The sequence below is a fragment of the Selenomonas sp. F0473 genome (assembly GCF_000315545.1).
Lineage (GTDB): Bacteria > Bacillota > Negativicutes > Selenomonadales > Selenomonadaceae > Centipeda.
The window spans coordinates 954,548-968,353 of sequence record NZ_JH992902.1; the positions used below are offsets into that span (position 1 = coordinate 954,548).

A 13,806-nucleotide genomic window follows, 5' to 3' on the forward strand; every position below is an offset into this window, starting at 1 on the left:
GTATCCGCTCCGCTCCGACCGCGGAACCGATGAAGATATATTCTATGCAAAGGCATCTTACGGCAATACCCGCCCCATATGCGTGAGCGTATCGATCGCCGGTATGCCGCGTGCGTTCTGAAAGTTAAGATCCGAGACGACAACCCGGCGGACATACCGCTTCGCGCCGTCTTCATAATAGCTGCTGATGTCATGGATCACAAGAGGCGTGCCCGATCGATCCGTACCGAGATAGAGCATCACATGCCCCGGGCGAAAAAGCAGCGATCCCGGCGGCATTTCTTTGAGGCGCGCCCATCGCTCGGCCGTCGGGAGCCCCTCCATAGAGATCTGTCCCATGGCGCGCTCCTGTTCGTCCGCGTCGCGCGGAAGAACGATGCCCATCGCGCGGTAGATGTTCCGCACATAGGACGAGCAGTCCATCCCGCCGTTCTCTCCGCCCCAGCCGTACTCCGTGCCGAGCGGCGCAAATGCGAGCCTCATGAGGTTGTTGTGCGTCGGCGTAACCGCCCCTATGGAAAGCCCTTCGGCAGGAAGCGGAACGTATTTCGTTGCGAGGCGCCCTTCGGCGTCCCGAGCGGGAACACGAATCCGCAGCGTCTGTGCCGGCCCCCATGTGACCATAGGGATGTGCGCGCCGAGTTCATAAAGGAGCGTTTCCTCCCCCGTGTCAACCCGGAGGGTCGGCGCCGTAACGACGGCGAACCTGCGCGGCGCAACCCGGCCGAACCAGTCTCCGCGGTCGTCCGTCGCAAGATCCGCCATGCGCACCCAGCCGTCGTAATCGCTCGCCGATATGAATCCATAGGCGCCGTCCGCAGACGTGTGGAAGAGAAGCGCCGGCGTCCCGGGATCGAGCACGGTTCCTTGAAGCGCATCGTAGCGCGTCTCTTCGGGCGACGCATAGAGCCCCGCGCGGCAGGGCAGAAGCCGCACATCCGTGCGCCGCAGCGTAACGGTCTCATATACGGTGCTTTTCTCCGGCACCGTGTCTGCCGCGCAGTTCTCCCAAATCGCGCGCCATCGTTCCGGCGTGAGGCGCGCGCCTCCAAGATAACCGCCCGGGACGGTATCCGGCGTAAAATCCTGCGCCGCCTTTGCAATATACCGCGGGATCGGATTCCCAAAAAGTTCCTTCGGAACGGCGTCAAGGTCGTTCAGCGTACCCGTCCCCCCGGCGATCCTCATGTTAAGTTCCGTCATCTCTCGTTCTGTGAGCAGGGGCGTATCGCCGTCCGCGCGCTGCCAATAGGAGGCTGTTGCCGCAGGGCCCTCCACGGGCAGCGCGGCATACGCCGTCGCGCCCGCCATCATAACGGATGCGACCGCTGCGGCAAAAAGCAGCCGCACAAAAGCCCCGCGCAGGCGGCGGCCGTTATTCGTTCGGCACATCATGCGCAGGCGCACGGCGCAGCTCGCCGAGTCCCCATGCAAAGAACGCCTCCATACCGACAAAGGCAAAGCTGTTGTCGGCGACAGCTTCGCCGAACTCCTCCATCGTTCCGATGGCGAAGGAGCCCGCATAGCGTCCCGGCGTACGCCGCGGCAAATCTCCTGCGAGACCGCGTTCGAAGAACGCGGCCGTTTCCGCATTGACCGCGGCCAGTTCCATCAGGAAATTGCGCGCCATCTTCATCTTGCCGAGACGGTAGAAAAGCATAGCGAGCGGAAGGTACATCATCGCGACGCCTTCTTCGTAGCGCTGATACAGCTCAATCGCGGGATCTCCGTCCTCGATGGTCGCGTAGATGAACATGAGCCGGTAACGGCGCCCGAGGTCGTCGTGCGCCGAAAGGCGCATCATCTCCTCGCATTCCTTTGCCGCGAGGCGAAGTTTGCGGGCTTCGCACAGGGCGTCGAGATAGGAGAGACGGAGGAACATATAGGGCTTCGTCGCCGGCAGCGACCAGAACTTGCCAATATTCTCGTCGGCAAAGAGCCCTTCCTCCGCGAGCCGCGCGGTCGCCGCACGGGTAAGGTCCTCGTAGAGATGCACGCGGTCGTCCGCGTTCTTCGCGATGTACTCGACTTCCATGCATGCCGCGGTGATGTTATGCGGTTCAATGCCAAGGATCTGCTTGGCGATGCGATAGCGCTCTTCGCCGGTCACTTTCCGTGCCTGCGCGATCAGTTCGTCCGCAGTGACGCTGTTGACCTCGTTCGGCAGATTCGGATTCTCGCGCAGGCGCCGGCTGAGATCCGAGACGATCTCCGTCATGCGCTCGACGCTGACCTTGCCGCCCTCCGCCTTTACCATGCGGTTCAGCTCCAACTGCATCCATTCCTTCTCTGTCATGCGGTGTCCCTCTCTTTGCTCTATTCTTCTTATCCTTATTATACCTTGTTTTTGCGGAAAAAGCTATAAAAAAAGCCGCCGTTCCGAATGCGCGGGAACGGCGGTTTGTCTGCTATTTTTTCTTATTTTTCTTGTCTTTTTTGTTCTTCTTCGCGTTCTTTTTATTGTTCTTATCGTAGTTCTCCGCCCGGTCAGCACGTTTTTTCGAAAGAGACTTGCGGTCCGCATCGCTTAAAATTCCGTTGGATCGCTGAATCAGCTCCTCCTGATGCTCCGCCGCATAGGTGATGATGGCGTCGAAGAACTTCTTCTCGACGTCTTTATCCGAGAGCTCCGAGAGTTTGAACTCCTTCGTATTCTCTTCGCGCGAAAGTGCGCCCCATCGGCTGTCGAGATCCTCGTGCGCCGTCACATGTACGACGCCCGCGCGCAGATCGATCAGAAGATACTCGGCCGCGCCCGTGAGGTCGCCGTAGCCGCTCAAGGAAAGCATCCGCCAGCGGCGCTTCGAGACGACGTCCTGAATCTGGATGTTGTCGTAGATGCGCAGGGTCGGCACGATGAGTTTTGTGAGGTCGATGTGTCCGTGCGCATCGGCGGCGTATTGAATCTGCTCTTTGTTGAAATAGTATCCCTGCCGCGCCGTGGACTGTACCCACTGATAGATGTTCTTCGGCACGTCCTCGGCCGCCGCGGGCCGCATGCCCATGAGCAGCACGGCGCCCGCCGTAAGTGCCGCGCCCCATATTTTCTGCACGCTAAATCGCTCCAATCGAATCATGATCACTCGCTTTATCGTATTACTAAAAACTGAATTTTTACTGAACTCCTCTCTCCCAGACGAACATGCGGCGGTACCGGCAGCGCATGAACCGCACGCGCGTCATTCGTCCGCGTTGTTGTCGAGGCTATCGAGCTCGTACGGCGTGCCCTGGTAGACATAGTAGTTCAGCCAGTTCGCAAAGAGGAGATGCGCGACGCTGCGCCAGCGCACGACGGGCCGGCGATGCGGATCGTCCTCCGGATAATAGTTGATCGGAATATCGGGGTTCATGCCGGCCGCAAGGTCGCGGTCATACTCGGCCTTGAGCGTCATCGGGTCATACTCCGCGTGCCCGGTGATGAAGAATTGACGGCGGCGCAGGTTCGCGATGATGTAAACACCCGCATCGCCCTCCGAGAGAATCGTCAGCTCGGGGACGCGCTCGATGTCCTCTTTGCGCGTCTCCGTATGGCGCGAATGCGGCACATAGAAAACGTCGTCAAATCCCCGCAGCAGGCTCTCGTGCCGGACGCAGAGCCGGTGCTCATAGACGCCGAAGATCTTCCTGTCCATCCAATGTTTCGGGATGCCGTAGTGGTAATAGAGCCCCGCCTGCGCGCCCCAACAGATATGAAACGTCGAGTAGGCGTGTTTCCGGCTCCAGTGCATGATCTCAGCGACTTCGTCCCAATAGGCGACGCGCTCGAAATCCATCTGCTCCACGGGCGCGCCCGTAACGATAAAACCGTCGTATTTTTTATGACGTATCTCCGCAAAGGTGCCGTAGAACTCGGTGAGATAGTCGCGCGAGGTATGCGACGGGATATAGGACTCGGTATAGATGAAATCGACCTCAACCTGCAGCGGCGTATTGCCGAGGAGGCGCAGAAGCTGCGTTTCGGTGACGTCTTTGATCGGCATGAGGTTCAAGATGAGGATCCTGAGCGGACGGATATCCTGGCTGTACGCGCGCGCCGCGTTCATGACGAAGATGTTCTCGCTCTCGAGGACGTTCGCCGCGGGCAATTGGTTCGGTATTTTAATCGGCATGCTGTACTCGTTTCCCTTTCCTATGGGCGGCGCGCGGCTTACTCAAGTTGATAGCGTTTTACCCATGTGCTGTATCCGTCGGCGAAGGCGCGCAGGCGCATGAGGCCGCGTTCCTCGGGCGAACTGCGTACGATCATGCGGTAGGCGCCCTCATAGGCGTCGTCGAGATCCTGCCATCCGTCCTGCGGTGTCCAGTAACGTCCGCGGACGATGCGCTCCGTCCCCTGCGGCAGGTTCACCGCGCGCTTGTCGAATTTGATCTCGACGACGTTGCCCTGCTTGTCATGCGTTTCTGTCCACGCCCAAAAGATGAGATTGTCCTTGACGCGGCGCATAGTGGACATATCCGCCGTCACGACGGTCTTACGCCCCTTCGTATCCTCGTCGGACCAAAGTACGATCCAGCGGTCGTCCGCCCGCAGCCGATCGAGTTCCCCCTGGCGGAACACAATATCGACGATAGCGGCGTAGAATTCCTCGTCGAACTGCTGGGAGTTCATCTCTTTCTCCCGTCCCTCACCCTTCGACCAGAGCACGTTGCCCTTCACGTCGTAAAAGGTCTCGTTCATATACTGCAGCACGCGGCTCTGAGGATGCACGCGCACATGCGCAATGGCATAGGCAAGCTGCCCCGGGTTGGCGATCACATGCTCGATGTGGTAGTTGCGGATCGTCTCCTCGGCCCCCGCGTAGCTGAACGAGGTCTTGATATCTCCCTCGATCTCGGTTGCCACAGTTCCCTTCGGCCGTTTGCGCACGGCAGTGGATACCACGCGCACAGAGGCGGGCGCGTAAAATTTCGAGTATTTATCGTTCGAGCTGAGCCAGGTCCAGGCTTTGCCGTCTTCGGCAAACGCCGCGGGACAAACAAGGCACAGAAAGAGCAGACCGATCAGCGCGGCGATCCCATATTTTGTTCTCATTTCATAACTCCTCTCTATGGGCCTTCCGATGCGCCCTCATATCAGCGGCACAAGTTCCCGCCCGCGCCCCCCGGTAAAGCGTATCTGCTCGGTATAACCGAAGAAGCGCGCATACCGCACGGCCTCCTCGTTGTAGCGCGCGCAGTCCTCGGGTTTGTGCGCGTCCGACGTTGTGACGACGGGCAGCCCGTGTACATGCGCCGTGCGCATAAAATCCGGGTACGGAGAAAATTCCCGCACGGGGTAGCGGTAATACGTCCCCGTGTTCAGGTCGACGATCATATCCGCCCGCCGCATCGCCGCGGCGACACGTTCGAGGTACGGCGTCACATCGAAGTCCGGGAAATACTTGTAAAGCCGAATGTTGAACGGGTGTCCGAGCACATCGTAGAGCCCCGCCGCAGCGAGTTTCTCGGCCTCCGCCGTATACGCCTCGTAGATATCCTTGAGCGTGTGGTTCTCCCACTCCGCTGCGATCGCCCCCGTATCGTACGCCCACCCGCCGAGGAAATGCACCGAGCCGATGATATAGTCGAACGGATAGGCGCGCAGGATCTTCGCGACCGCCTCCTGATTTTGGAAATTGCAGACCTCGATGCCCGCGAGCACCTTGTGTTTCTTCCGCAGTTTTTCGATGAAGGAAAAATATTCGTCGAGCGTGTACTTAAACTTATTCGTCCTGAGCCATTTTTTCTGAAAACTGCCCACGAAGCCGTCATCAAGAATCAAATCGTCATAGTAGAGCTGCTCGAACTCCGGGAACGTATGCGAGTGCTCGGAAAAGCCGATCTCCGCGACGCCGCGCGCCCGCGCCGCGCGGAAGAAGCCCTCCGCGTAGTCCTCGTCATAAGAGCCGTATTCGAGATGCATGTGATAGTCAAAACGCATGGCATACCTCAGTCAAATTCACCCGCGAGAATCCGCTCGCACACCGCGATCACCCCGTGCGCGCGATTGCTCGGCGCCGTATAGCGCGCGCGTTCCTTCACCTCCGGCAGCGCGTTCTCCATCGCGAAGCTGTGCGCGACGGCATCCATCAGTTCGAGGTCGTTCTGATAATCGCCGAACGCCGCGCACTCGTCGGGGCGGATGCCGAGCGCCTCCTGAATCCGCCGCGCCGCCGTTCCCTTATTGACGCCGCTGTTGTAGAGATCCACCCACTCGTGACTTGAGAGCGCCACCTGCAGGCGGTCCCCATAAGGCAGGACATGCGGCAGAATGGTCGTCTCGGCGTTCCCCGTCAGATCGCAAAAAGACATTTGAATAGGAGCGTCATCAACGTCGTTAAAATCGTCGACGAATGCCGCATCCGATACGTATTTATCCAGCTGTGCGCGAAAGGCGGAAACGGCATCCTGCGTGCGCGCATAGCCGTGCTTCTTCCCGCTGAGCACGCCGTAGACCGCGGGCAGCCCGCCCACATCCCGCATGATCTCCATCGCAAGCGCGCGGTCGATGACGCTCGAATACAGTTCGCGCCCGCCGCGGTCCACGATCATCGTTCCGTTTTCCGCAACGAAGAGCATCTCCTCCCGCCACGGCGCAAAGGTCTTGCAGAGCGAAGCATACTGGCGCCCCGAAGCGGGGGCGAAAAGGATCCCGCGTTCCCGCAGGCGCGCGTAGAGATCGCCGAACTCCGCCGGCAGCCGACCGTTCTCGTCCAGCAGCGTCCCGTCCATATCCGAAAAGATCAGCCGTATCATCTCATCCACCGTCTCTTGTATACAATGAGGCTATTATAGCAAAGAACATATCTCCGTGCAATCCGAAAGAAGCCCCGACCCCCGTTTTTACGGGTACTTCCATAGGCGCCGCGCAGCCGCATGAGTACGATTTATTCACGAAGATACCGCCCCGTGACGCTGTTCGGATTCTGCACAATATCCGCCCGCGTGCCGCACGCGACGATACGGCCGCCGTCCGTCCCTCCGCCGGGTCCCATGTCGAGGATGTAATCGGCGCTTCGTATCACGTCCAAATCGTGCTCGATGACGATCACGGTCGCTCCCTGCGCAAGAAGGCGTTCGAATACGCCGAGCAGGGTCTTCATGTCGAGCGGATGGAGGCCGATTGTCGGCTCGTCAAAGACGAAGACCGATCCTTCCTGCCCCTTTCCCATCTCGCCCGCGAGCTTGAGCCGCTGCGCCTCTCCGCCCGAAAGGCCCGGCGTCGCCTCGCCGAGCGTCAGATAGCCGAGTCCGAGATCGTGCAGGACATCGAGCCGCCGGCGCACCGTTTTGAGGTCGGCGCAGGCTGCGATCGCCTCGTCCACGCTCAGCGCCATCAGCGCGGGAAGCGAATAACTGCCGCCGGTTCCTTCGCGCAAAATCTCTCCCGCCGCCGCGGCGTAACGCGTGCCGCCGCAGTCGGGGCAGTCGATGGTGACGTCGGGCAGGAACTGCACGTCGAGGTCGATGGAACCCGTGCCGTCGCAGGTCGGACAGCGCAGCTTTCCCGTATTGTAGGAAAAGGCACCCGCCTTATACCCCGCCGCCTTTGCCGCCGCCGTCTGCGCATAGACCTTGCGCAGCTCGTCGTGGATATTTGCATAGGTGGCGACGGTCGAGCGCACATTCGCGCCGATCGGCACGGCGTCGATCAGCCGCACCTGCCGCACGCCGTCCGCGGAAATACTCTTGATATGCGCGGGCAGCGGCATTCCCGCGATCTGCGCCGTGAGCGCAGGGATGAGGCTCTCGAGAACGAGCGTCGTCTTGCCCGAACCGGAAACGCCCGTCACAACGCTCAGCCGTCCCTGCGGAAAACGCGCCCACAATGGATGCACCGTATGAACTGCATCCGTCTCCAGCACGATCTCCCCGCGCGCAAAGAGCTCCGCCGCCGCTGCTGGTTCGTGCACATGCACGCGCGCCGTCCCCGCGAGGAACGCACCGATACGGGAGTCGTCGTTTTCCGCAAGGTCCTTCAGCGTGCCCCGAGCGATGATTGTGCCGCCGTTTGCCCCGGCATCCGGTCCAAGCTCGACGAAATGATCCGCATGGCGCAGAATCTGCACGTCGTGATCCACGAGGACGACGGAATTTCCGTCGCCGACGAGTTCCTCCATGACGTGCAGGAGGCCGTCGATGTTCGACGGGTGCAGGCCGATCGACGGCTCGTCGAGCACATAGAGCACGCCCGTCGTCCGGTTGCGCACGGCACGCGCCAGCTGCATCCGCTGGCGCTCTCCCGTCGAGAGTGTCGACGCCGCACGGTCGAGCGAGAGATACCCGAGCCCGAGTTCCATGAGACGCGCCGCCGTATGTCCGAACGTCTCGCAGATACTCTCGGCCATCGGCACCATGTCCGCGGGCATCGCCTGCGGCACGTGCCGTACCCACTCTGTCAGCGTGCTCAACGTCATGCGGCAGACATCCGGCAGCGCGCAGTCACATAGGCGCGGCGCGCGCGCGGCATCCGAGAGCCGCGTTCCCCCGCAGGCGGGGCAGACATCCTGCTTGAGGAACCGCTCCACGCGCTTCATGCCCTTTTCGTCCTTCACCTTCGCGAGCGCGTTCTCCACGGTATAGACGGCGTTGTAGTAGGTAAAGTCCATCTCGGCCGCGACGTTCGTCGTGTCGTTGTGGTAAAAAATATGCTTCTTCTCCGCAGGCCCGTGGAATACGATGTCTTTTTCCCGCGCCGAGAGTTCGCGAAACGGTACATCCGTGCGCACGCCCATTTCGCGCGCAATGTCCTTCATCAGCGACCACATGAGCGTGTTCCACGAGGCGACCGCGCCCTCGTCGATCGTGAGGCTGTCGTCGGGGACAAGCGTCCGTTCGTCAACCACGCGCACGATGCCCGTGCCGCCGCAGCTCTGACACGCGCCGCCGCTGTTGAACGCCAGATCCTCCGCGCCCGGCGCATAGAAATGTACGCCGCATTCCGGGCAGACGAGTTCCTGTTCCGCCGCAACGCGGCGCGACGGCGGCAGATAGTGCCCGTTCGGGCAGCGGTGACACGCGAGCCGCGAGAACATGAGCCGTACGACGTTCAGCAGCTCCGTCGAGGTGCCGAACGTGCTGCGGATGCCGGGCACGCCCGGCCGCTGATGCAGCGCAAGTGCGGCCGGGATGTAGCGCAGCTCGTCGACGCGCGCTTTCTCCGCCTGCGTCATGCGCCGCCGCGTGTAGGTCGAGAGCGCTTCGAGATAGCGCCGCGAGCCTTCGGCGTAGAGTACGCCGAGCGCGAGCGAGGACTTCCCTGACCCGGAGACGCCCGCGATCCCGACGATTTGATGCAGCGGAATGTCGACGGATACGTTTTTCAAGTTGTGTACGCGCGCTCCGCGCACCTCGATCGCCGCGGGCTGTGCGCCGCCGTGACGTCCCGTAATGCCTTTGCGCATGATCTCATCTCCTGTATGCAATACCGATTGATCCACATAAGTATAACACAAACATATCTATCGAAACGATATGCCGCCGCCCATCACAATAGGCACAGCCGCACGGGATCTTACGAGGCCGGCATATTTGCAAATGATCGCGCAAAAAGGAGCCGCCGCACAAAATCATGTTTGTGCCGCGGCTCCTTCTATGAAGCTATATCAAGCCTTATTCCGCTTTAGTTCAGCTTAAACGTCTCGACCGCCGCCTGCAGTTCGCTTGCCATCTCGGAGAGATGTTTGCTGGCCGAGGCGACTTCATGAACGGATGCCGTCTGTTCCTCAGTCGCGGCGGAGACCGTCTGCGTCTCGTCCGCAAGAGAGGCGGCGACCTTCTCGATGCTTTGGATGGATGCCGTAATGCGTTTGCTGCCCTCGTTCGTCGCCTTAATCGCCTCCGTGGAGTATGTGATCCGCTCCATGAGCTGCGTGATCTGCGCGACGATCTCGCGGAACGCGCCGCCCGCCTCGTTAACCGACCGCACGCTGCCGACCGTCATCTCCGTGCCCGCCTGCATCGAGACGACGGCATCCTGCGTGCGTTTTTGGATTTCGGTGATGATGGACGTAATGTTCTCCGTCGCGCTGCCCGACTGCTCGGCAAGCTTGCGCACCTCTTCGGCGACAACGGCAAAACCACGGCCGTGCTCTCCGGCACGCGCCGCCTCGATCGCCGCGTTGAGCGCAAGGAGGTTGGTCTGCTCGGCGATGCCGGAGATGGTGTCGACGATCTCGCCGATCTGCTTCGACTGTTCGCCGAGTGCCCGGATGATGCTCTCGGACTCTTTGACCGTCGTCTCTAGTTTGCCCATATTCCCGACGGCCTGTTCGACCTTTTCCGCGCCCTCGGTCGCCGCATGGTGCGCCGACTGCGAGGCCTCCGTGATGGTCTTGGAGTTGTCCGACAGGATCTCCAGCTGGCGCTCCATATCGCCGACGACCTCGATGGCCTCGGTCACGGCCTCCTTCTGCTTCACCGTGCCCTCCGCGACCTGCATGATCGAGTCCGCCACGAGGTTCGACGCCTGCGAGGTCTGCTCCGAGTTCTCCGTGAGATGCTCGGAGGCCGACGCCACGGATTCGGCGCTGTTCTTCGCCCCGCGCAGCACGGAGGAAAGGCGGTCCGTCATGTGGTTGAACGCCGTTGCCATGCGCCCGATCTCATCGCCCGAATCAACCGACAGTTTTTTGATCGCCAGGTTCCCGCCCGCGATCTCCTCCGCCGCATTTCCCATGCGGATGAGCGGCTCGGTGGCCTTCCCCGCGAGGAAATAGGCGAGTACGCCTGCCGCCGCGACGAGGATGATCCCCAGAATAACGGTGGGAATCGCCGACTCGACGCCCGTCCGGATCACATAGGAATGCGGCGTTGCCGTCGCGATGACCCATCCCGTGATCGGATTTTGGTCATAACTCACATAGTAGTCGTTCCCGTCGAGCAGCGTAACCTCCGTTGTTCCCGACTTACCGGCCAGCGCGTCTTTAACAAAGGAAAATTCATTTTCGTCTCTGCGGTCTTCTTCTTTCTCAACCGTCCGATCGGAGTGGGCGAGAAGTTTTCCCTGGCGATCGATGATAAGCACGCTTGTGTGTTCGTCCGCCGCCGCCTTTACGAAGTCCGCGAGCACGCCGAGATCATAGTCGCGCTGCACCATGCCGACGACCTGCTTCTGTTCGTTGAACACAGGCACGGCAATAACGGAGATGAACCGTCCCGTCGCCTTGCTGACGACGATGTCGGAGATGCTCTCCTTGCCCGCCATCGCATCTTTAAAATAGGCGCGCGTCGCCGTATTCACGGGCTCCTTATGATCGCTGCGCAGGAGCTGTTGTCCGTTCGTATCCGTGATATGCGTCGGATTGGCGTCCTTGAAAATATCGTTCGTCCGCGTCAGCGACGCGTCCATGTCCGCCGCGTTTGCCGCCGGGTCCGCCAGATACCGAAGGGTCGCCGCATTGTTTGCGAGTGCCTTGATCCCGTTGCGGTTCTCCTCGAACAGCCCCGTAATATTCGAATCGATTACCTTGACGCGCTGCTGGCTGACGAGTTCAAGCTGCGCGATGCCCCGCTCCACCGTGCTGTAAAAATTGACGCCGATGCTGATGAGCAGCGGCACCGCACTGATGAGCACAAGAATAACAACCATCTTGGTCTTGACGCTTGCATTTTGAAACATCTCCGAATACTCCTCCCCCATTAAACCCCATCTTAGAAGATATTACATACTTATTATACATATTTTCTCATCTGATGTCACGATTTTTATTATATAGGTCTTATTTCCCATTGCAGAATTATTAAATTTTTCCATCATGACGTCTTTTATATTTTTATGATACGTTCTTCGATAAAGCGTAGAAGTCTTTATAGAAATGAATAAAAAATAATTCCTATCGTCGGATTCGTCAGACATAAAATGAGGAGCCGAGATCTCTCGGCTCCTCATTTATTTTAAAATATTTTCCGTCTTGTTCAGAGCGACGCGATGCGTTTCGCAAGTTTCTCCGCGTGTACCGCGCTGCGCGCTTTCATATCGGCAAGCGCGGCGGCGTCGGAACGCGTCGCATAGGACACGTCTCCGGTGTAGACGCGTCCCGCGTACTCCATCCCGCAGAGCGTGCAGGTGGCAATGACGGGAGCGAGCAAATCGTCAATCCCATAGCCCATGCCGTCCTTCCGATATGCGTCCTCAGGCGCTCCGGTCGTCAGCGATACGACGAGCTTCTTGCCCTTCAGCTTATCGCCCGTCCGCCCGTGCGACCAGCCGTGCACAAAGGTCTGCTCCATCCATCGCTCAAGCAGAGACGGCAGCGAGTACCAGAACACGGGGAACTGGAGCACGATGACGTCTGCCTTTTCGAGTTTTGCCTGCTCGGCCTGAACATCGATTTTATAGTCCGGATACAGTTTGTCGAGATAGTCGAACTCTGCCGACGGGAGCAGCTTTGCCAGCTCCTCCATGATGGTTTTGTTCGCCACGGAGTCGTTCAAATCGGTATGGCCGGAGACCACGAGCACATTTTTCATCGGATATTCCTCCCATTCGTTCCGCTGCGGCTATTGTAGCACGCGAGGGAGAGGGCGTCTATCATAAAGTATGGTTCATGATGTATTTATAATTTGTATGCGGCGATGAAGTTCCACACGCGTCATACATCTCGATGTTCCGCGCGCGTTACGCCACGATGTTAGGCGCGCATCACTCGACCAAGGGCACGGCACGCCGTGCCCCTACAAGGCGCGCATGATACAAATTTTTTCTCCACGATGAAAACAACGGGCGATGCCCCGCGGAGACGCGTCATATGCAGCCGTAACACCAACACGCCACAACGGCACCGAGAGAAAAATCAACAACATTATGCCGCCCCCGTAGGGGCACGGCGTGCCGTGCCCTCAAACGCATTATGGCGGCGTAACGTATCGCCGTAATGACAAAGCTAGGCGCGAAAATCCCACATCACCCCTCGTGTTATAGTGCAACGTGAGTGACACGCAAGTTTGGATGCAGCGCAAGGAATAAGAAAAATCCAAGGGAAGGCGTAGTTAAAAGCTACGTCGACCGCAGGATTTTTCGAAATGACACAGCGATGCGCCAAAATCGCGTGTCACTAAATGAGCGCCGCCGGCTCATACTCCTCGGGCAGAACGCGGCGCAGGAACCGTCGCGTGCGCTCCTCGCGCGGCGCGGTGAAGATCTCCTTCGCGCTCCCCTCCTCGACGATCACGCCGTCCGACATAAAGACAACATGCGTCGCGACGTCCTGCGCGAACTTCATCTCGTGCGTTACGACGATCATCGTCGTTCCTTCCTGCGCGAGCTGCTTCATCACCGCCAGAACCTCGCCGACGAGTTCCGGGTCGAGCGCGGAGGTCGGCTCGTCAAAGAGGATCACGTCCGGCTTTGCCGCGACCGCGCGCGCGATGCCCACACGCTGCTGCTGTCCGCCCGAGAGCTGCGCGGGATAGTAGTCCGCGCGGTTCTCCATGCCGACCTTGCGCAGCGCCTCCATCGCGGTCTCGCGCGCCTCGTCCTTCACGATGCCGCGCCCGACCGTCAGCCCGAGCGTCACGTTCTCGAGCGCGGTCTTATTCGCAAAGAGATTGTAGTTCTGGAAAACGAATCCGGTCTTTTTCCGCACGTTCGCCACCTCTTTGTGCGAGGCGTGGGCGAGCGAGAGATGTGCGCCGTGAAAGTCCATCGCTCCGGCGTCCGCGCGCTCGAGAAAGTTCAGGCAGCGCAGGAGCGTCGTCTTGCCGGAGCCGCTGGGGCCTAGGATCACGACGACGTCGCCCTTGTCGACGCTGAGGCTGACGTCCTTCAGCACCTCGGTATTTTCAAAGTGCTTGCGCACATTCTGCACATGCAGCAGCATGTTCTCT

At 59.8% G+C, this 13,806-nt stretch carries 11 protein-coding genes; all 11 read right to left on the bottom strand.

Features of this window, described 5'->3' with window-relative positions; translation table 11 throughout:
- Positions 1-57: 57 nt before the first annotated feature.
- On the bottom strand, positions 58-1,434 hold the full coding sequence (locus HMPREF9161_RS04395; RefSeq protein WP_009728480.1) for an NlpC/P60 family protein: 1,377 nt from the start codon (positions 1,432-1,434) through the stop codon (positions 58-60).
- Positions 1,376-2,296, bottom strand: a complete 921-nt coding sequence (locus HMPREF9161_RS04400; protein ID WP_009728481.1) for a hypothetical protein — start codon at positions 2,294-2,296, stop codon at positions 1,376-1,378. The genes HMPREF9161_RS04395 and HMPREF9161_RS04400 overlap by 59 nt, the downstream gene beginning before the upstream one ends.
- Positions 2,297-2,408: 112 nt before the next feature.
- Complete coding sequence (locus tag HMPREF9161_RS04405) at positions 2,409-3,053, bottom strand: hypothetical protein (RefSeq protein ID WP_037348576.1); 645 nt, start codon at positions 3,051-3,053, stop codon at positions 2,409-2,411.
- Positions 3,054-3,179: 126 nt separating this feature from the next.
- The gene (gene metA, locus HMPREF9161_RS04410) at positions 3,180-4,109 is read right to left on the bottom strand and encodes a homoserine O-succinyltransferase (protein WP_009728483.1); all 930 of its coding nucleotides are present in this window, start codon (positions 4,107-4,109) and stop codon (positions 3,180-3,182) included.
- Between the two features lie 38 nt (positions 4,110-4,147).
- A complete protein-coding gene (locus tag HMPREF9161_RS04415) occupies positions 4,148-5,032 on the bottom strand; it encodes a hypothetical protein (protein WP_009728484.1) in 885 nt (294 codons plus the stop codon).
- Between the two features lie 36 nt (positions 5,033-5,068).
- Positions 5,069-5,920, bottom strand: a complete 852-nt coding sequence (locus tag HMPREF9161_RS04420; RefSeq protein WP_009728485.1) for a histidinol-phosphatase — start codon at positions 5,918-5,920, stop codon at positions 5,069-5,071.
- 8 nt (positions 5,921-5,928) lie between these two features.
- The gene (locus HMPREF9161_RS04425; protein ID WP_009728486.1) at positions 5,929-6,735 is read right to left on the bottom strand and encodes an HAD family hydrolase; all 807 of its coding nucleotides are present in this window, start codon (positions 6,733-6,735) and stop codon (positions 5,929-5,931) included.
- Positions 6,736-6,866: 131 nt separating this feature from the next.
- Positions 6,867-9,383 (bottom strand): excinuclease ABC subunit A, encoded by a 2,517-nt coding sequence (locus HMPREF9161_RS04430; protein ID WP_009728487.1) that lies wholly within the window; start codon positions 9,381-9,383, stop codon positions 6,867-6,869.
- Positions 9,384-9,601: 218 nt separating this feature from the next.
- The gene (locus tag HMPREF9161_RS04435) at positions 9,602-11,599 is read right to left on the bottom strand and encodes a methyl-accepting chemotaxis protein (RefSeq protein WP_009728488.1); all 1,998 of its coding nucleotides are present in this window, start codon (positions 11,597-11,599) and stop codon (positions 9,602-9,604) included.
- 296 nt (positions 11,600-11,895) lie between these two features.
- Positions 11,896-12,450 (bottom strand): NAD(P)H-dependent oxidoreductase, encoded by a 555-nt coding sequence (locus HMPREF9161_RS04440; protein ID WP_009728489.1) that lies wholly within the window; start codon positions 12,448-12,450, stop codon positions 11,896-11,898.
- Positions 12,451-13,034: 584 nt separating this feature from the next.
- Positions 13,035-13,799 (bottom strand): amino acid ABC transporter ATP-binding protein, encoded by a 765-nt coding sequence (locus HMPREF9161_RS04445; protein WP_009728490.1) that lies wholly within the window; start codon positions 13,797-13,799, stop codon positions 13,035-13,037.
- Between the last annotated feature and the right edge of the window lie 7 nt (positions 13,800-13,806).